Source organism: Yoonia vestfoldensis SKA53 (assembly GCF_000152785.1).
Lineage (GTDB): Bacteria > Pseudomonadota > Alphaproteobacteria > Rhodobacterales > Rhodobacteraceae > Yoonia > Yoonia vestfoldensis_A.
Window position 1 is genome coordinate 2,488,581 of the sequence record NZ_CH672414.1, and the last position, 17,906, is coordinate 2,506,486.

Genomic DNA, 17,906 nt, shown 5'->3' on the forward strand with positions numbered 1-17,906 from the left:
GCGTCAGCCGCCCAGTTCCTCGGTCGTGGAGCCTGCGGTTTCTTCGTCACGCAGGCGGTGGATATGGGCGATGAAATACCGCATATGCGCATCATCCACGGTTCGCTGGGCGGCGGCTTTCCATGCATTAAAGGCGGTCTGATAATTGGGGAACATCCCCACGATATCAATTGCCGCGACATCCTTGAATGCATTCTTGGTCGGATCGACAAGTTCGCCGCCAAAAACCAGGTGCAGGCGCTGTGTCATCGGGAAATCCTCGCGTTACTGTGGTTGTACGGACCCTAGTGGTTCGCGCGCGCAGGCTCAAGCCGCGCCGAGATATCGGCGTGTAAATCATTCCCTGCCGCGATGACGCCCGGCACCTGCGGATGTGCATTGTTGAACATCAGCGGCAGGCCGCGCGCATCGGTGACGGTGCCGCGCGCCTCGGCCACGATCAGCGCACCGGCGGCGATGTCCCATTCCCAGCTGGGGCGCAGGGTCAGCATCGCGTCGAACCGGCCCTGTGCCACAAGACATAGCCGATAGGCCAGCGATGACCGGAACGCCTGTTGAAACGGCGGCAAGGTCGCGCCCTTCCACAATGCGGGCGCGAAATTTGGCTTCGACGCCAGCACCCGCGCCTGATCAATCGCTGACCTGCTGACGTTGATTGTCTGGTCATTGGCCTGCGCACCCATGCCTGCGGCGGCGGTGAACATCAGGTCATGCAGTGGCAGATAGACGGCAGCGGCGACAACGGCACCGTTTTCCACGATGGCCAGCGAATGGGACCAGTCCTTGGTCCCGCCGATAAAGGCCCGTGTGCCGTCGATCGGGTCGATCACGAACTGGCGCGCCGTGGACAGGCGCGCGGGGCCGTCTTGTGATTCCTCGGACAGCCAGCCGTAATCGGGGCGTTTGTCGCGCAGGAAATCCGCGAGCATAAGGTCCACGGCCAGATCGGCCTCGGTCACGGGGCCGGCACCGCCCGGTTTGTCGGTCACCTGCGGCGATTTGCCGAAATATCCTGTGGCGATGGTCCCCGCCTTGCGCGCGGCGGTGACCAGCAGGGTCAGATCACTCTCCCGCAAGGGTCAGACCTTCGACCAAGAGCGATGGGACAGCGCGCGACAGATGCAGTTGCGCGTCATTGGCGGGGATCAGGGTCAGCAGCATGTCGCGCAGATTGCCCGCGACGGTACATTCGTTGACCGGATAGGCAATTGCCCCGTTTTCCACCCAAAATCCCGCCGCCCCGCGCGAATAATCACCTGTATTGGGGTTGATCGTGGACCCGATCATCGAGGTGACCAACAGCCCCGTTCCCATCTGTGCGATCAGGTCGTCGCGCGATGCGCTGCCTTGCGTCATGGCGATATTGGTCAGGCTGGGCGCGGGTGGCGCGCCGGTGGATCGTGCCGCATTGGCCGTGCTGTCCAGCCCCAGTTTGCGCCCGGTGGCAAGGTCCAGCGTCCAGCCCGTCAGTACCCCGTCATCGACAATGGCGCGGCGCGCGGTTGGCAAACCTTCGGCATCATATAGCCGCGATCCGGACACGCGCGCGCGGTGCGGGTCTTCGATCACCGACAGCCCCTTGGGCAGCACCTGCGCGCCAAGTGCGTCGCGCAGCCAGCTTGACCCGCGCGCGATGGCCGCACCATTGGTAGCCTGCAACAGATGGCCGATCAGGGAACTCGCGACGCGTTCGTCAAACAGCACCGGATAGGCACCCGTCTTGGGGCGGCGCGCGCCGCTGCGTTCGACGGCACGTGCGGCGGCGCGGGTGCCGATGGCATCGGCATCGCGCAGGTCAGCGCGGAACACGCGGTTGTCGTAATCATAATCGCGCTCCATGGCGGTGCCGGTCCCGCTGATTGCCACGCAGGACAGGCCGCTGTCGGTGCGGGTATAGCCTGCGGAAAAGCCGTTGGTCGCTGCCAGATGCACGCGGCGGCGGGAATATCCGGCAGAGGCCGATTGCACCTGCGCCACGCCTGCATTGCGCAGCGCCGCAGCCTCGGCGCGGGCAGCTTGGTCTTGCAGCATCGCGGGATCGGGTTCCTCGGCGGGGTCATGCATTTCCAGCGCGGCATTATCCGTCACCTGCGCCAGTTGCGCGGTGTCGGCAAGGCCCGCATGCGGGTCTTCGGGGGCTTCTTTTGCCATGGCCACGGCGCGTTCGGCCATCTGGCGCAATGTGTCGGGCTTGATGTCGGACGACGACACGCAGGCCTGCCGTTTGCCGATCAGAACCCGCAAACCGATGTCGATGCCTTCGGACCGTTCGGCGTGTTCCAACACGCCGCCCCGCACGTCGATCGACAGCGACGTGCCGTCCACCGCGATCGCGTCGGCGGTATCGGCGCCGGCCTTGCGGGCAATGTCGATCAATTGGTGGGTCAGGTCGGACAGGGAATGTGTCATTGGGCTTCCTTTGCTTGCAGCAGAGCTAGCGCGCGGGCAGGGGTGCTGCAAGGCCGCGACACGACGTGCGAACGGCGCGCCGACAGAGCGACGCGCCGCAACATTGACAGGACCGGATCAGCGGATTCGCTGCCCGTTGGCCAGAACCTGCCCGTCGCCGGTGATTTCCAGCTGGCTTTCGAGTTGATCGTCGCCGGTGGACCGCGCGAACATGCCCATCATCATGCGCGGGGCCATCATCTGGTCGGCGGGGACCAGACCCATGGTGACCAGATTGTCCAGCAACCCGTTCAGGCCGTTGATCTGCACGCGCAGCGCGCCTTCTGGGCGAGGCAGCGGGGCGAATGTCACCATATCGCTATTGTCAAAGCTAAAGGCCCCGTCGCCCGTGACGGTGGCACCGGCAACCGCGATATCAAGATCGGTCAGCGTTACTTCGGACAGTTCGAACGGCATGTCGCTGTTCATCACCGCCTCTTCCTGCGCGGGGTCCATCATGTCGAACAGCGGACGGGCGAGACCGGCAAGGCCGATCTTGATCGTCGCCGGATCGCGCGGCAGCACATTGGTTGGATCAAACAGCGACCAGATCATGTCGCTGACCGTCAGATCCGCCAGCTCGATACCAAAGGCAAAGGGCTGTGCGGTCTCGGACGCCGCCAGAGGTATGTCCAAGTTGAACCCATAGGCCGACAGGCCGATTTCAACAGGGAAAGGGGCCGCTGCCGATACGATCGTTGCTGCGACATCGGTGGTCCGCCCGGAATAGGCCAGCCGGTCGGCGCTGATCTGGGTTGCCAGCATACCGGAACCGGCACTAACCGACCCCGCCATCTGATCGCCTTCGGCATTGACGTCGAATACATAGTCGCTTTTGCCAACGGTATAGCCACCTGACATCGACGTGCCGTTAGTGAAATAATCGTTGTCGTTGATCATCACACCATCAAGCGGCATCTTGATCTCGGCCTGCATGTTCAGCCCGTTGATCTTGCCGCCCAGGGTGATGTATTCGCCCGCCGCTTGCGGGATCTGCACATCGACAAGGATATCGACAGATTCGACTGCTCCGGCATAGGTCAGCTCGCGCATATCGCCCTGACGGCTGGTATAGCTGCCCGTCAGGCGGTTGCCGGTCATGCTGACATCACCGTCAAAGGTGAAATCACCATCGACGACACTGTCCAGCGCAATCCTGTAGCTGTTGGCGCTGACGGCATAATCAATCGCGTCGCTGGTCCCGCTGACAGTCATTTCCAGACCCGTCTGGGTGACCAGCACGGTGGCGGTCATGCCTTGCCGGTCGGTCAGCACGATGGGAAAGCTGTCTTGCATCGTCACGCGCACGCTGCCGTTACCCTGTTCGGCAAAGCTCACGTCGCCAATCGTGGCACGGATTGTCACATCATCTTCGGTCATGGTCAGCGCGACGTCGCGCACGGTCAGCGTGTCGCCCGCCATATCCTCTGCCCCGACGGACAGGCTGTTGGGGCCGTAGACGGACAGCTGCGCTTTCCAGTCGTCCCACACCTGCTGGGCCGTCACCTCGGCAAGGGCGGTGTTTGCGGTCAACAGCGCCGCCAGACAGACAGCACCGCGCAAAGTCGTTCTAAAGGTCATCAAGATCCCTTCCGTTCTGGGTTTGCCCCTCCGGCCCACGTCTTCCAACACGGGCCAAGGAAGGATAGCATCTGCAAAACTGTTACCCATCCGCAGGCCAGACCGAAAGGGATTGATGTGAAAAAGTTCGATATGATGGGCAAAACCGTGCTCATCACGGGGGCCAGCCGTGGCATCGGCGAGGCTGCTGCGCGGGAATTTGCCGCTTGTGGCGCGAATGTCGCCCTGATTGCACGCAGCATTGACGATATCGCCCAAATTGCAGGCGAGATCGGGGAAAAGGCGCTGGCGATTCCCTGCGACGTGTCGCGGTATAACGAGGTCGAACAAGCTGTTGCCGCCACGGCCCAGACATTCGGCGGGCTGGATGTGTTGATCAACAATGCCGGTGTTGTTGATCCGATGGGCTATTTCGCCGATCTTGACCCCGAAGCATGGGCGCGCACGGTTGATATCAACCTCAAGGGGGTGATGTACGGGATGCGCGCGGTTTTGCCCGGCATGATCGCACAGGGGCATGGCACGATCCTGAATATATCCTCTGGGGCGGCGCATAATCCGGTGCATGGCTGGACCGCCTATTGCGCGTCCAAGGCGGGTGCCTACATGCTGACCCGCACCGCCGATCTGGAATGCCGCGCCCAGGGGCTGCGGATCATGGGCCTGTCGCCCGGCACCGTTGCCACGAAAATGCAGCGCGACATCAAGGAATCAGGCGTCAGCCCTGTCAGCCAGCTGGATTGGTCGGTGCATATCCCGCCCGAATGGCCGGCCAAGGCGCTGGTCTGGATGTGTTCGGATCAGGCCGACCCCTATCTGGGACAGGACGTCAGCCTGCGCGAGCCTGCTATTCGCAAGATGGTGGGTCTGACATGATCCGCACAGATAGGGACGCCGACAGCCTGATCGTCACGATCGACCGGCCCGACAAGGCGGGTGCGCTGACGCCCGCTATGCTGACAGAACTGGCCGATATTGCCGATGGTGCGCGTGATGCAAAGCTGCTGATCCTCACCGGCACGGGCCGCGTGTTCAGCGCCGGTGCCGATCTGGACGCCGCCCGCGCGGGGCTTGCGACCGATCCGGTCTGGGAACGGCTGTCGGGCGCCATTGCCGCCTGTCGTGGGCTGACCATCGCTGCCTTGAACGGCACGGCGGCGGGCGGGGCGCTGGGCATGGTGCTGGCCTGCGATCTGCGGATCGCGGTGGCGGGGGCGCGGTTTTTCTATCCGGTGATGAAACTGGGCTTTCTGCCGCAACCGTCCGATCCGATGCGGCTGGCGCGGCTGGTCGGGCCTGCGCGGGCCAAAATGATCCTGATGGCGGGCCAAAAAATCGATGCAGACACCGCGCTTGGCTGGGGCCTGATCGACCGGATCGTACCGGATGATGCGCTGGTGCAGACCGCCCATGATCTGGGAGTGGATGTCTGCGCGGCTGCCCCCGCCCATGTGACCGCCATCAAGCGGATGATCGACCCCGCATGACCGACCTGATCGTGATCGGCGCAGGCCCGGCCGGTCTGATGGCGGCAGAAATGGCCGCCGCGCAAGGCATGTCCGTCACAATCGCGGACGCGATGCCGTCGGTCGGGCGCAAGTTTCTGATGGCGGGCAAATCCGGCCTGAACCTGACCAAGAACGAAGATATGCCTGCATATCTGGCCGCTTTTGGCCTCTTGCCCGACAATTTACGCGCCATTCTGGCCGATTTTGGCCCGCAGGCCGTGATGCGCTGGGCAGAAGGACTGGACCAGCCCCTGTTCACCGGATCGACAGGCCGGGTGTTTCCCAAGGCGATGAAAGCCTCGCCCTTGCTGCGCGCATGGCTGGCGCGGTTGGGGAATGCAGGCGTGACCGTGCAAACCCGCTGGCGGTGGCAAGGCTGGCAAGGCGATGCGCTGGCCTTTGACACGCCCGCAGGCGTGCAGATGATCAGCGCCAAGGCGGTCGTGCTGGCGCTGGGCGGGGGCAGTTGGGCGCGGCTGGGGTCGGACGGCGCTTGGATGCGGCATCTGCCCGATGTCACGGCCCCCTTTGCGCCTGCGAATATGGGGTTCATGGTGGACTGGTCGCCGCATATGGCACGCCACCTTGGCGCGCCGGTCAAGGCTGTGGCAATGATGGCAGGGGCGGTCACGACGCGGGGTGAATGCATCATCTCTGCCCGCGGGATCGAAGGCGGCGGCATCTATGCGCTGTCGCGCGCGATGCGCGAAGGTGCGCCGCTGGTCATGGACCTTTTGCCCGACTGGACGCTGGCGCAGGTGCGCCGCGCGTTGGCGAAACCGCGCGGCAAGGCGAGCGTCACCAACCACCTGCGCAAGGTGCTGCGGCTGGACCCCGTGCGCCTTGCCCTGCTGGCGGAATTCGGGCTGCCCTATCCAGATGACCTCGCCCCGCTGATCAAGGCGCTGCGTGTCTTGCACGCAGGCCCCCGCCCGCTGGACGAGGCGATTTCCACAGCGGGCGGCGTGCGGCTGGATGCGCTGACCGATGACCTGATGCTGCGCGCCCGCCCCGGCGTGTTCTGCGCCGGTGAAATGCTGGATTGGGAAGCGCCGACAGGCGGCTATCTGATCAGCGCCAGCATGGCGACAGGGCGACAGGCAGGGCTAGCGGCTGCGGCTTACGCCAAAAGCCGCTGAAACGCGGGGCGGTCGCGCATGCGCTGCTGATAGGCCAGCACGGGATCTGGGGTAATGTCGAACTTGATCGCCATGCCCCAATTCAGGCAATGGGCGCACAGGATATCCGCAATCGTGAATTCATCCCCCATCAGGCAATCGCCCGCGATGCGCGGTGCCAGACGGTCAAGGCTGCGCGCCCATTCCCAGCGCAAACTGTCCTTGATCGCGGGCTGGCGCTGGGCCTCTGGCAGAATGAAACTGTGTTTTGCCGCCATCCACAGGATCGCGTCCATTTCGTCCAGCACAGTATGCATCAGCGCGTCGTGATGCGCGCGCTGGGTGGTGCCAGGGGCCGGGATCAAGGCACCGTGGCGGTCGGCCAGATAGGTCATAATCGCGGTGGAATCCGTCAGCGTCGCGCCATCCGCGATCAGCACAGGCACCTTGCCGGACGGGTTCAGCGCCTTGACAGCATCCGACCCCGGCATGTCGGGCATATGGTCGTAAGGCGCGCCCAATTCCTCCAGCGCCCAAAGCACCCTTAAGGCGCGCGACTTTTTCGGACCAATAACCTTATACATGCTGTCTCCCCCCCTGCTTTTGCCGCATAAGGCGGCGTCACGCGGGGCTTTGCAAGGCAATTTGCCGGTTTGGTGGCATTTGTTCAGGGCAGGCAGTGTTGCATTTTTTCAGAAAGACTGTTGCAATCCGGCACCTTTCTGGCGGACAAAATCCGGTCAAATGCTGCATCCGGCGCAATAGGGCGGCCTGTTTCCAGCAAAATTCCAGCAGGCAACAGCGGGAACAACCAGTATTTATTGGGTTAATCCGTCCCAACAGATCATCCGATGCGTGTAGGCGGTTTCCCCCGATCTGGGCCGTCTTCAAGCCGCGCTTTTGCGATCCTTGCACAGAGTCTTGGTTTTCTCAAAATGGACTGATTTAAGAGAACAATGTGGAGAGCCACGCCGTGGCACACCACCCGTGCATCAATAGGAGGACCGACATGCGCCTTACAACTACTCTCGCTGCATCCGCAGTCATCGCCGTTTCCGCCGTCGCCGCAAATGCAGGCAGCCTTGCCCCAACCACGATGGAAGCTCCCGTCGTCGTGATGGCAGAGCCAGCACCAGCCGGTTCGTCCGTCAACCCTTCTTTCGTCGTTGTCGGCGTTCTGGCGGCCCTGCTGATCGCAGCTGCTGCTGACTGATTTCTGACGCCGGCCAAACGGTTCTATCACGAAAGGCAGACCTTCGGGTCTGCCTTTTGCGTCAGCGCCGCGCCATCATCGCAAGGCGGATCAGCGTGCGTTCCATCAGCGCCGCCTGCGGCGCGGTGCTCGCGGATCGCAGTTGCAGATCGGTATCCGTCAGCGCGGTCAGCGCCTTTTCCAGACGGTCGCGGCCCCAGTGGCTGACCTGTCGCGCGATCTTGTCGCGGCGGGGGCCATAGACGGGCGGGCGCAACCGCGCGACACCGGCGCTGGCCCCGCCCGGATCGGACGCCACAACATGCAACCGCCGGAAATGCCGCATTGCCCCGATGCATAGCGTGACCGGCGTGACCCCTTGGGCATATAACCCGCGCAGCACAGGCCCAAGCTGGTCGACCTGCCCCGCTGTGACCACGTCAAGCACATCGTCAACATCAACCTCGGCTGATTGGGGCGCATTGGCCATGACATCTGCGATGGTCAAAGGCGTGGCATCGCCCTGTTTATACAGCCCGACCTTGTCCACCGTTTGCCGGAAATCGCCCGGTTCCAGCGTCCCCGCCAGCGCGAACAGCGCGTCCATCACGTCGCGGCCGGGTTGCTCCAGCCCCGCATCGGCCAAGGCGCGCGCGATGTCGGACATGCTGGGTGGATCATCATAGATGCCGATGGCCATGGCGTTGCGGTGGCTTTCGAAGGCTTTGCGCAGGGCCGATTTGGCAGTCAGCTGACCTGCGGTCACGACCAGTTGCGCATCGCCCGGGCGCCAGTCGGTCAGTGCGGCCTCGATCAGTTTGGACAGGGTGTCGGTCGCATCCTCCACAAAGGCGACGCGATGACCCGGAAAAAACCCCTGCGCCTTGATCGCATCGTCCAAAAGGGCGGCATCCTTACGCAGGTCTGCGGCATTGATGCGGGTCAGACGCATTTCCTCATCGCCTTGCGGGCCGACAAGGGCGGCAATCGCCTGCTGGCGTTTGGTCGCTACGCGCATTGGATCGGCACCAAAGATCAGCAACCCCGCATGCGCCGGATCGGGCTTGCGCAGGTAACCGGCGGCGGCATCGCCCGCCAGTTTCATCGCGGCAGGTCCGGCGCCAGCAGCAACAGGCGGCTGACGATGATATCGGCCAGCGCCACGGACAGGCGGGCAGTCGCGTCGGTCTCGGCGGCTTGGGTTGCCGTGGTCGATCCGGTGGCGGCATAGCTGGTAAAGGTTTCGTGGCGGCCATTGGCAAGCGTTTCGCCGCTCGTGGCATGGGTCAAGACCCATGTGACGGTGCCCACCACGTTGAAACGCTGGTTGTCCCCCGATGTCGTGATCGCCAGACTGCGCCGCCGGTCGGTGATCTGCGCGCGCAGCACATAGAGCGGCGCATCCGCGACACCAAGCCGTTGTTCCAGCCTTTCACGCAGGCGGAACCCCGGCACGGTGTCGCGTGTCTCGAATGCGATCCGGCCGCGCAGGATCGTGTCATCACCATAGACCGGCGCAAACCCGCAGCCGCCAAGGGCAATAAGGCCCAGTAGCAACAGGCGACGGGAAGGGGTCTTAGATAACAATGTTCACAATCCGTCCGGGCACCACGATCAATTTCTTTACACTAGCGCCGTCCAGCGCCTTTTGCACCACATCCAGTGCCAGCACGGCGGTTTCCACCGTTTGCGCGCTGGCATCGGCTGCCACGACAATCTCTGTTCGGCGTTTGCCGTTGATCTGCACGGGCAGGGTCACCGTATCGGACACCAGCATCGCGGGGTCGGCAACCGGCCAAGGTGCTGTGGCGATCAGCCCTTCGCCGCCAAGGCTGGCCCAGATGTCCTCGGCCAGATGCGGGGTCATGGGGGACATCAGCTGTGCCAGCACCAGCGCCGCCTGCCGTTTGGTCGCGGCCGCGGCCGTGGATTTGCCCAGCGTGTTGGTAAATGCGTAAAGTTTCGCAATCGCCGCGTTGAAACCAAAGGTTTCCAGCCCCATCGTCACGTCATGGATGCAGCGGTGCATGGCGCGCAGCAGATCATCATCGCCGGTGCCGGTTGCATCAGGGGCCGCCGCGATTTCAGAGGCGATCCGGTAAACGCGGGCAAGGTGCTTATAGGTCGCATCCGCCCCCGACGCCGTCCATTCCACGTCGCGTTCGGGCGGGCTGTCGGACAAAACGAACCAGCGCGCGGTATCGGCGCCATATTGCGCAAGGATATCGTCAGGATCGACGACGTTCTTTTTGGATTTCGACATCTTGGCAGATGGGATCACCTCGACCACGGTGCCATCGGCCAGTTTGCCATCCTTCACATCCTGCGGAAAGTGATAGACAGGGCGGCCCGCAGTATCGCGGGTCAGATAGATTTCATGCGTCACCATGCCTTGCGTGAACAGCGCGTTGAACGGTTCAATCGCGGTATCGGGCAGATGGCCGGTGATCTGCATCGCGCGGGCAAAGAACCGGCTGTAAAGCAGGTGCAGGATCGCATGTTCGATGCCGCCGATATACTGGTCCACGTTCATCCAATAGGCCGCGTCGTCCATATTCGTGGGCGTCGGCGCATGGGGGGCGGTGAAGCGGGCGAAATACCATGACGAATCGACGAATGTGTCCATCGTATCGGTTTCGCGCAGGGCGGGCGCACCGCAAGCAGGGCAGGCGCAGTCGCGCCATGTCGGGTGGCGGTCCAGCGGATTACCCGGCACGTCGAAAGTGACGTCATAGGGCAATTCAATCGGCAGGTTTTCTTTCTTTTCCGGTACGGCACCGCAGGTATCGCAATGCACGATGGGAATGGGGCAACCCCAATAGCGTTGGCGCGACAGGCCCCAGTCGCGCAGGCGGAATTTGGTGACACCTCCGCCGATGCCGTTGGATTCGCAATAGGCGATGGCGGCATCGACGGCCTGTTCGCCAGTCTGCCATGCATCACCTGCAAAGCCTTTGGTATAGAACACCTTTTCGGTCTTGGGCGGCACATAGGCGGTGGCCAGATCGGCAGGCGCATCGGCATCCGGCAGAAACGTTGCGATGATCGGCAACCCGTATTTGGTGGCAAAATCGAAATCGCGCTGGTCATGCGCGGGGCAGCCGAAAATCGCGCCGGTGCCGTAATCCATCAGGATGAAATTGGCGATATAGACCGGCAGATCAGGCTGGCCCGCCATCGGGTGTTTTACGGTCAGGCCGGTGTCCAGCCCCAGCTTTTCAGCCTTTTCGATGGCCTCCGCCGTGGTGCCGCCCTTGCGACATTCGGCGCAAAAGGCCGCGACGGACGCATCGCGCGCCTCTAGTTCCTTGGCCAGCGGGTGATCGGGCGAAATCCCGACGAAAGACGCGCCCAGCAACGTATCGGGGCGGGTTGTATATACCTCGATCTGGCCACCATCAGTACGGTCAAACGCAAACTGCAGACCGCGCGATTTGCCGATCCAGTTCGCCTGCATCAGCTTGACCTTGGCAGGCCAGTTATCCAGCCCGTCAAGCGCCGCCAGCAATTCTTCGGAATAATCGGAAATCTTAAAGAACCATTGCACCAGTTCGCGGCGTTCGACATCGGCACCCGACCGCCAGCCTTTGCCGTCGATCACCTGTTCGTTGGCCAGCACGGTCATATCGACAGGGTCCCAGTTCACCACCGCTTTCTTGCGGTAAATCAGCCCCTTGGACAGGAAATCAATGAACAGGGCCTGCTGCTGGCCGTAATATTCGGGATCGCAGGTGGCGAATTCGCGGGTCCAGTCGATGGACAGGCCCAAAGGCTTCATCTGCGCACGCATGTCGGCGATGTTTTGATAGGTCCAGTCCTTGGGGTGACCACCTGACGCCATCGCCGCATTTTCGGCGGGCATGCCGAACGCGTCCCAACCCATCGGGTGCAGCACGTTATGCCCTGTCGCCAATTTATACCGCGCGATCACATCGCCCATCGTGTAATTGCGCACATGGCCAATATGGATGCGCCCCGACGGATAGGGGAACATTTCCAGCACATAATATTTGGGTTTGTCCGCGCTGCGGTTGGCGGTGAAGATCTGGCCCTTGGCCCAGATGTCCTGCCATTTCGGTTCGATTGCAGCGGGGGAATAGGGGGTCATCTTCAGGGTCTTTCACGGGGGTAAATTTGGCGGCAAAAAGGCGTTGCCCCGTCATAATCCGGTGTGGCGACGATGGCTATACCCGCAAACGCAAAGAGCGGCCCCAAAGGGCCGCTCTCGCTTAGGAAAGTCGAGGGTTCTGATTAGAACTTGAACGACACGGCAACAGTTGTACCGACCTGATAGTCTGGGCCGCCAACTTCGTCGTCTGCCAGAGCATCGGTGGTTTCTGCATCAGCATAGGACACCAGCAGAGCTGCGCCGCCACCCAGGTCATAGGCTGCTGCGACGTATGTGTCTGTGCCTTGTGTTTCCTGGTCGAATGCGCCGGCCAGAATGGTCAGGCCGTTGCCCAGGTCATACGAACCGTCGATGCCGACTTTGGTCGTGCCTTGGTCGTCTTGGTAGTCGACTGCGACTGTCAGAGCATCAGCAGAGTACTTGACGTTGACGCCGAGGTTTGCATCGCCGTTGCCAGCGTTTTCGTCAACATAGTAACCGGTCACGGTCACTGGGCCTACTGGCATCGAAGCTTTCACACCAGTCGACTGCGAGTTTTCGTCTTCTGCGTAAGCAACGGTGAAGTTTGCACCAGCAGCAGCAAAGCCAACCGACAGACCAAAGATCTCGTCGTTGTTCGCATCATCAAGTTCTGTTTGCTTGGTTGTTGCTTCTTCGTAAGCAGCAGAAATGGTCACACCAGCGACAGCAGCTTTCACACCGAAGGACAGCTGGTCAATCTCTTGCTCAGTACCGGTGGTGACGATGACGTAAGAAACCGATGCCGAAACGTCGCCCATTGTCACGTCGCCGCGCAGAACTGCGTCAGCTTCTGCTGCATCGAATGCTGCAGTTGTGAAACCGTCGGATTCCATATCGCCAGCGGAAACCCACATTTTGCCAGCGGCAGTTGCGGTGTCACCGAATGTCAATGTTGCGCTTTCGGTCGACAGAGCCATCACGAAATCGTCAGCATTCAGTGCGGTGTTGCCATCGGCGACGGAGTTAGCCGAACCCAGACCATCTTCTTGGATGTCGATGTTGAACTGCGCGCTTGCAGTCACGCCGTTGTCCAGCTCAGTAGCGCCTTTGACAGTCAGTGTGGTGTCAAAATAGAAACCATTGTAGTCGTCAGCGCCAGCAGCGGTGTTGGCTTCGTCGTTGTAGCCCAGGTTGGCTGTACCGGAGAAGCTTACGCCGGTGTGTCCATCAGCAACTGCAGCGCCAGCAAAGGCTACCAGGGCAGTTGTTGTAAGAAGGATGCTTTTCATTGGATAATTCCCTCGTGTTTTGCATTCTCAAGAATGCCAGATATTCTAGCATTGACGCTTAATTGCGCCCAACGCTCTTCACACTCAAGTTAAAGTGGCGTGTTACAACAGTCTTGCTGCCAAATGATGCATCAAGGCCACACAATCTTTTGCACCCATGACAGCACCGTCAAAGGGCGTTATCTGGGCCACACCACCCTTGCCCCCCTTGTTTGAAGGACGTTTCATGCCACTGGCAGATATTCAGGACCGTATCGCCGCCGCTTGCGCCAAGGCCGGTCGCCCCCTGCAGGACGTGACGCTGATCGCTGTGTCCAAAGTGCAACCCAACGCCCGTGTTGCCGCCGTGCTGGATCAGGGTCACCGAGTCTTTGGTGAAAACAAGGTGCAAGAAGCAGCAGGCAAATGGCCCATGTTCCGCGAATCCTATGATGGGATCGCCTTGCACTTGATCGGCCCGTTGCAGACCAACAAGGCGAAGGCTGCCGTTGAGCTGGCGCAGGCGATCCACACGCTCGACCGGCCAAAACTGGCGCAGGTGCTGGCGCGTCTGGCGCAGGAAAGCGGCGCATGTCCTGACCTGTTCGTGCAGGTCAACACCGGCGAGGAACCGCAAAAGGCAGGCGTGCTGCCCGCCGATGTCGATGCTTTCGTGGCCGAGGCGCGCGCGCTGGACCTGCCCATCGCGGGCCTGATGTGCATCCCGCCCGTGGACGAAGAACCCAGCCTGCATTTCGCGCTGTTGGCCAAGATGGCCGCGCGCAACGGATTGACGGGCCTGTCGATGGGCATGAGCGGCGATTTCGAAAGCGCCATCGCCTTGGGCGCGACCCATGTGCGCATCGGTGCCGCGATCTTCGGGGAACGGGTTGCGGGGTGAGCGTTTACGCCCCACCCCAAGACCCGCTGGTGATTCTGCATCACGATCATCAGGTGCTGCTGGTCGACAAACCCAGCGGCCTGTTGTCGGTTCCCGGCAAGGGCGAAGACCTGACTGATTGCCTGATCGCGCGGGTGCAGCGCATCTTTCCCGATGCTTTGCTGGTGCATCGCCTGGACCGCGACACATCGGGTGTCATGATCTTTGCGATGACCCCCCATGCACAGCGCCATCTGGGCCTGCAATTCGAAAACCGCCAGACCAAGAAAACCTATGTTGCCCGCGTCTGGGGTGAAATGGCGGACAAGACCGGCACCGTCGATCTGCCGCTGATCGTGGATTGGCCGAACCGCCCCTTGCAGATGGTGGACCATGAAAACGGCCGCGCGGCGGTGACCGATTGGCGCGTGGTGCGCGTGGGTGGCGGTGAAACCCGCGTGCGGCTAATGCCGAAAACCGGCCGGTCGCACCAGTTGCGCGTGCATATGCTGGCGCTGGGCCATCCGATTCTGGGCGATCCGTTCTATGCGACAGGCCCCGCGCGCGATCATCCGCGGCTGATGCTGCATTCCGAGACGTTGCAATTCCGCCATCCCGATGGCGGACAGGGCATACGCATCACCGCCCCCTGTCCGTTCTAGACGGTCAGGAAATCCTGCACCGCTGCCACCTCGCTTTGCGCGATCCCGTGGCCGCCTGCATGCCAATGCACCTGCACATCCGCCCCCTGCGCGATCAGATACCCCGCCAGCGCATGGGTCAGATCGGGCGGGCAGATCGGGTCGTTCTGACCAGCAGTGATCAGCACACGCCGCCCTTTCAGCCCCGGTTGCGGGGCGGGGGCAAAGGGGATCAGCGGATGCATCAGGATCAGGTCATCGACCAGCCCCGCATCCAGCATCGCCACCGCGGCAAGTATATTCGCCCCGTTGGAATAGCCCAGCCCGATGGTGCGGGCCGGTTTGGTGGCGGCCTTTTCGGCGGTGATGAAATCCGCCATGGCGCGGCTGCGCAACGCCAGATCGTCCATGTCATAGACGCCTTCGCCGGTGCGCCTGAAATACCGCGCTGCCCCGTGTTCGGACACGTCCCCGCGCGGGGATGTGACATGCGCACCGGGGATCAGCTGTTCCGCGAAATCGTGGAACTGGCTTTCCGACCCGCCGGTGCCGTGAAAAGTCAGGAACAGCGGCGCGCCCGCTGTCCCCGTGGTGCGTTTGGCGTGATAGGTCATGTCAGCCTTCCAGCGGTTCCAGCAGGTTTTCCAGCTGCGCGCGCAGATGTTCGTGCTGGCTGGGCAGTTGCAACGCCTGACCAAGATGCGCGGTATCTTCGTCGCGCGCAAAGCCCGGCTCGTTCGTCGCCACCTCGAACAGCACCCCGCCGGGTGTGCGGAAATAGATCGCATAGAAATAGTCGCGGTCGATCACAGGCGTGACCTGATAGCCGGTATCGAGCAGCGCCTCGCGCACCTCGAGCTGCCGCGCGCGGTTGTCCACGGCAAAGGCGATGTGGTGGACCGATCCCGCCCCTTGGGCGGCGCGGGGTGCGGATGGCGTCACCTCGATGTCGATGGCATTGGCGTCATTGCCGCCCGGCACGATGAAACGGGTGACGTTGTTTTCACTGTCCAGTTTTTCATAGCCCATGAACCGGAGCAATTCCGCGCTGGCATCACCATCGCGCAGGCGCATGTCGGTCGAATGGAAACCGCGGATCGCAATATCCTCGGCCACGCCATTGCCGGTCCACGGTGTGCGGCCGTCGTCGCGTTCGACCAGCGCAAACAGGTCGCCATCGGGGCCGTTGAACAGCACGCGTTTTTCGCCAAAGCGGATGTCCTGCGCCAGCCCGTCGGTTTCAAACGTGGCCAGCCGGTCCAGCCAGGCCTGTGATGTGCCGGTGGGAATGGCGAAACTGGTGCGCCCGACCTCACCCGCGCCCGCGCGTCCGCGTCCGGCATTGGGAAAAGGGAAATAGGTCATCACGGTGCCGGCGCTGCCGGTCTCGTCACCGTAATAGAGGTGATAAACATCCGGCGCGTCGAAATTGACCGTCTGCTTGACGCGGCGCAGGCCCAGAACATTGGTGAAAAATGCGTTGTTTTCGCGCGCGCCACTGGCCAGCGATGTGACGTGGTGCAGCCCTTTGATTTGTTTGATCATGATCGCTCTCCTATCCGTTGGGGGATAGATAGCGGATTTCACGACGCACTAAATAGCAGCAGGCGCACCAGATCAGTGCGCCCGCGCACATGAGCTTACTCTGCGGCCCAGCCAGAGATTGCCTTGACCTCCAGAAATTCCTCGATACCCCAGACGCCGCCTTCGCGGGCGCGGCCAGACATCTTCATCCCGCCGAATGGCGCACCCGCCCCGCGTGACTTGCCGTTCATCTCGATCATGCCTGCCTTGAGAGCGCGGGCCATGCGGTTGCGGCGCGCGCCGTCCTGCGACTGGACATAGTTCGTCAGGCCGTAAGCGGTGTCATTGGCGATGGCGATCGCCTCTTCCTCGGTATCAAACGGGATGATGGACAAGACCGGGCCAAAGATTTCCTCGCGCGCGATGCGCATCTGGTTGTTCACATCGGCAAAGACGGTGGGCCGGACGTAATAGCCACGGTTCATGCCCTCGGGCAGACCGGGGCCACCCGCGACCAGCCGCGCACCTTCGTCGATGCCGACCTGGATCATCGTCTGGATTTGGTCCCATTGGCGGCGGTTGACGACAGGCCCGATATGGCGGCCAGGTTCAGAGGCAGGGCCAACGGCGATGCCATTGGCGATTTCGGCTGCGGTTTCGACCGCCTGATCATAGATCGACCGTTCAACGAGCATCCGTGTCGGCGCGTTGCAGGATTGGCCAGAATTGTTCATGCAATGGATCACGCCACGCTTGACCGCCTTGTCATCGGCATCGGCAAAGATCACGTTTGCACCCTTGCCGCCCAGTTCCAGCGTCACCCGCTTGAGCGTTTCCGCGGCGGCGAGCGAAATCGCCTTGCCCGCGCGGGTCGATCCGGTGAAGCTGATCATTGCGACATCCTCGTGCCGCGACAATTGGCTGCCCACACCCATACCGTCACCGTTCACAAGGTTGAACACCCCCGCAGGCACACCCGCGTCATGCACGAATTCGGCAAACAGCAGCGATGACAGCGGCGATTCCTCGGACGGTTTCAGCACGATGGTACAGCCCGCCAGTAGCGCGGGGATCACCTTGAGCGTGACCTGATTCATCGGCCAGTTCCACGGCGTGATCAGCCCGACAACGCCGATGGGTTCCAGCGCGATCCGGTCGTTGGGCGCATGTGGGCCAAGCGGTTTGATCCATTCGATATGGTCGAACGCGGTCAGAAAGTTTTCCAGATGCCACGGCAGGCAGGGGGCTTGATCGGCGCGGGACATGTCGATGGGCGCGCCCATTTCCAGGCTGATCGCCTGCGCCATTTCCTCGGCACGGGCCTCGTACTGGGCCAGAATGCCCCTGACATAGTCCGCGCGTTTCGCGGGGTCGGTCGCCGACCATGCGGGCAAGGCGGCGCTGGCGGCGGCGACGGCGGCATTCGTGTCAGCGTGATCACCAAGAGAAATGATAGCGCAGACCTCTTCGGTTGACGGGTCGATCACGTCATGGTCGCTGGATTTGGCGGGGGCCACCCATGCGCCATCGATATAGAAATTGCGTTTCTCGATCATGATTTCTCTCCTGCACGTTGGCAAAGGTGTGGCATCTGCCCCGCTCCGGCGCAAGCGGCTGTGGCACAAGTGCCTGATCGTTCCTATGTAGGGTCGGTAA

At 62.1% G+C, this 17,906-nt stretch carries 18 protein-coding genes; 6 read left to right on the forward strand and 12 right to left on the reverse strand.

The genetic code is table 11. From position 1 onward, the window contains the following. Window positions 1–3: 3 nt before the first annotated feature. From SKA53_RS12065 to SKA53_RS12080, 4 genes are all read right to left on the reverse strand, one after another. Window positions 4–249 carry a DUF4170 domain-containing protein gene (locus tag SKA53_RS12065; RefSeq protein WP_007206431.1) on the reverse strand — a complete coding sequence of 82 codons (246 nt, stop codon included), beginning with the start codon at window positions 247–249 and terminating at the stop codon, window positions 4–6. 35 nt (window positions 250–284) lie between these two features. Next, a complete protein-coding gene (locus SKA53_RS12070; protein WP_007206432.1) occupies window positions 285–1,076 on the reverse strand; it encodes a 3'(2'),5'-bisphosphate nucleotidase CysQ in 792 nt (263 codons plus the stop codon). Then, the gene (locus SKA53_RS12075; protein ID WP_007206433.1) at window positions 1,063–2,409 is read right to left on the reverse strand and encodes a TldD/PmbA family protein; all 1,347 of its coding nucleotides are present in this window, start codon (window positions 2,407–2,409) and stop codon (window positions 1,063–1,065) included. The genes SKA53_RS12070 and SKA53_RS12075 overlap by 14 nt, the downstream gene beginning before the upstream one ends. 117 nt (window positions 2,410–2,526) lie before the next feature. After that, window positions 2,527–4,029: a DUF2125 domain-containing protein gene (locus SKA53_RS12080; RefSeq protein WP_040482968.1), complete on the reverse strand. Its 1,503-nt coding sequence runs from the start codon at window positions 4,027–4,029 to the stop codon at window positions 2,527–2,529. A 117-nt stretch (window positions 4,030–4,146) separates the two neighbouring features. Between SKA53_RS12080 and SKA53_RS12085 the strand changes: the two genes are divergently transcribed. Genes SKA53_RS12085 through SKA53_RS12095 form a run of 3 tightly spaced genes read left to right on the forward strand, consistent with a single transcriptional unit; the run spans window position 4,147 to window position 6,676 of the window. After that, a complete protein-coding gene (locus SKA53_RS12085; protein ID WP_007206435.1) occupies window positions 4,147–4,905 on the forward strand; it encodes an SDR family oxidoreductase in 759 nt (252 codons plus the stop codon). After that, window positions 4,902–5,516 (forward strand): enoyl-CoA hydratase/isomerase family protein, encoded by a 615-nt coding sequence (locus tag SKA53_RS12090; protein ID WP_007206436.1) that lies wholly within the window; start codon window positions 4,902–4,904, stop codon window positions 5,514–5,516. The genes SKA53_RS12085 and SKA53_RS12090 overlap by 4 nt, the downstream gene beginning before the upstream one ends. Beyond that, window positions 5,513–6,676 carry a TIGR03862 family flavoprotein gene (locus SKA53_RS12095; protein WP_007206437.1) on the forward strand — a complete coding sequence of 388 codons (1,164 nt, stop codon included), beginning with the start codon at window positions 5,513–5,515 and terminating at the stop codon, window positions 6,674–6,676. Before SKA53_RS12090 ends, SKA53_RS12095 begins: the two co-directional genes overlap by 4 nt. On the opposite strand, the gene SKA53_RS12100 is transcribed toward SKA53_RS12095, so the two are convergent. Then, window positions 6,658–7,239, reverse strand: a complete 582-nt coding sequence (locus SKA53_RS12100) for a glutathione S-transferase family protein (protein WP_007206438.1) — start codon at window positions 7,237–7,239, stop codon at window positions 6,658–6,660. The genes SKA53_RS12095 and SKA53_RS12100 overlap by 19 nt on opposite strands. A 425-nt stretch (window positions 7,240–7,664) precedes the next feature. On the opposite strand from SKA53_RS12100, the gene SKA53_RS15450 reads away from it, so the two are divergent. Then, window positions 7,665–7,868: a hypothetical protein gene (locus SKA53_RS15450; RefSeq protein ID WP_131494598.1), complete on the forward strand. Its 204-nt coding sequence runs from the start codon at window positions 7,665–7,667 to the stop codon at window positions 7,866–7,868. Window positions 7,869–7,929: 61 nt separating this feature from the next. Here SKA53_RS15450 and holA read toward each other — a convergent pair whose 3' ends face one another. The 4 genes from holA to SKA53_RS12125 all read right to left on the reverse strand — a co-directional run bounded on the left by holA (window position 7,930) and on the right by SKA53_RS12125 (window position 13,226). Next, on the reverse strand, window positions 7,930–8,952 hold the full coding sequence (gene holA / locus SKA53_RS12110; RefSeq protein ID WP_007206441.1) for a DNA polymerase III subunit delta: 1,023 nt from the start codon (window positions 8,950–8,952) through the stop codon (window positions 7,930–7,932). Further along, entirely contained in the window at window positions 8,949–9,404 is a 456-nt protein-coding gene (lptE, locus tag SKA53_RS12115) for an LPS assembly lipoprotein LptE (RefSeq protein ID WP_007206442.1), read from the reverse strand. The genes holA and lptE overlap by 4 nt, the downstream gene beginning before the upstream one ends. A 19-nt stretch (window positions 9,405–9,423) precedes the next feature. Continuing rightward, window positions 9,424–11,955, reverse strand: a complete 2,532-nt coding sequence (gene leuS, locus SKA53_RS12120) for a leucine--tRNA ligase (protein ID WP_007206443.1) — start codon at window positions 11,953–11,955, stop codon at window positions 9,424–9,426. A gap of 143 nt (window positions 11,956–12,098) precedes the next feature. Beyond that, the gene (locus SKA53_RS12125) at window positions 12,099–13,226 is read right to left on the reverse strand and encodes a porin (RefSeq protein WP_007206444.1); all 1,128 of its coding nucleotides are present in this window, start codon (window positions 13,224–13,226) and stop codon (window positions 12,099–12,101) included. A gap of 226 nt (window positions 13,227–13,452) precedes the next feature. Here SKA53_RS12125 and SKA53_RS12130 point away from each other — a divergent pair, with 226 nt between their 5' ends. Further along, window positions 13,453–14,106: a YggS family pyridoxal phosphate-dependent enzyme gene (locus SKA53_RS12130; protein ID WP_007206446.1), complete on the forward strand. Its 654-nt coding sequence runs from the start codon at window positions 13,453–13,455 to the stop codon at window positions 14,104–14,106. Beyond that, window positions 14,103–14,747: a pseudouridine synthase gene (locus SKA53_RS12135; RefSeq protein WP_007206447.1), complete on the forward strand. Its 645-nt coding sequence runs from the start codon at window positions 14,103–14,105 to the stop codon at window positions 14,745–14,747. Before SKA53_RS12130 ends, SKA53_RS12135 begins: the two co-directional genes overlap by 4 nt. Here the strand turns inward: SKA53_RS12135 and SKA53_RS12140 are convergent. From SKA53_RS12140 to SKA53_RS12150, 3 genes are all read right to left on the reverse strand, one after another. Then, window positions 14,744–15,340 carry an alpha/beta hydrolase gene (locus tag SKA53_RS12140; protein ID WP_007206448.1) on the reverse strand — a complete coding sequence of 199 codons (597 nt, stop codon included), beginning with the start codon at window positions 15,338–15,340 and terminating at the stop codon, window positions 14,744–14,746. The genes SKA53_RS12135 and SKA53_RS12140 overlap by 4 nt on opposite strands. Window position 15,341: 1 nt before the next feature. After that, window positions 15,342–16,271: a VOC family protein gene (locus SKA53_RS12145; protein WP_007206449.1), complete on the reverse strand. Its 930-nt coding sequence runs from the start codon at window positions 16,269–16,271 to the stop codon at window positions 15,342–15,344. A gap of 95 nt (window positions 16,272–16,366) precedes the next feature. Further along, a complete protein-coding gene (locus SKA53_RS12150; protein WP_007206450.1) occupies window positions 16,367–17,806 on the reverse strand; it encodes an aldehyde dehydrogenase family protein in 1,440 nt (479 codons plus the stop codon). Between the last annotated feature and the right edge of the window lie 100 nt (window positions 17,807–17,906).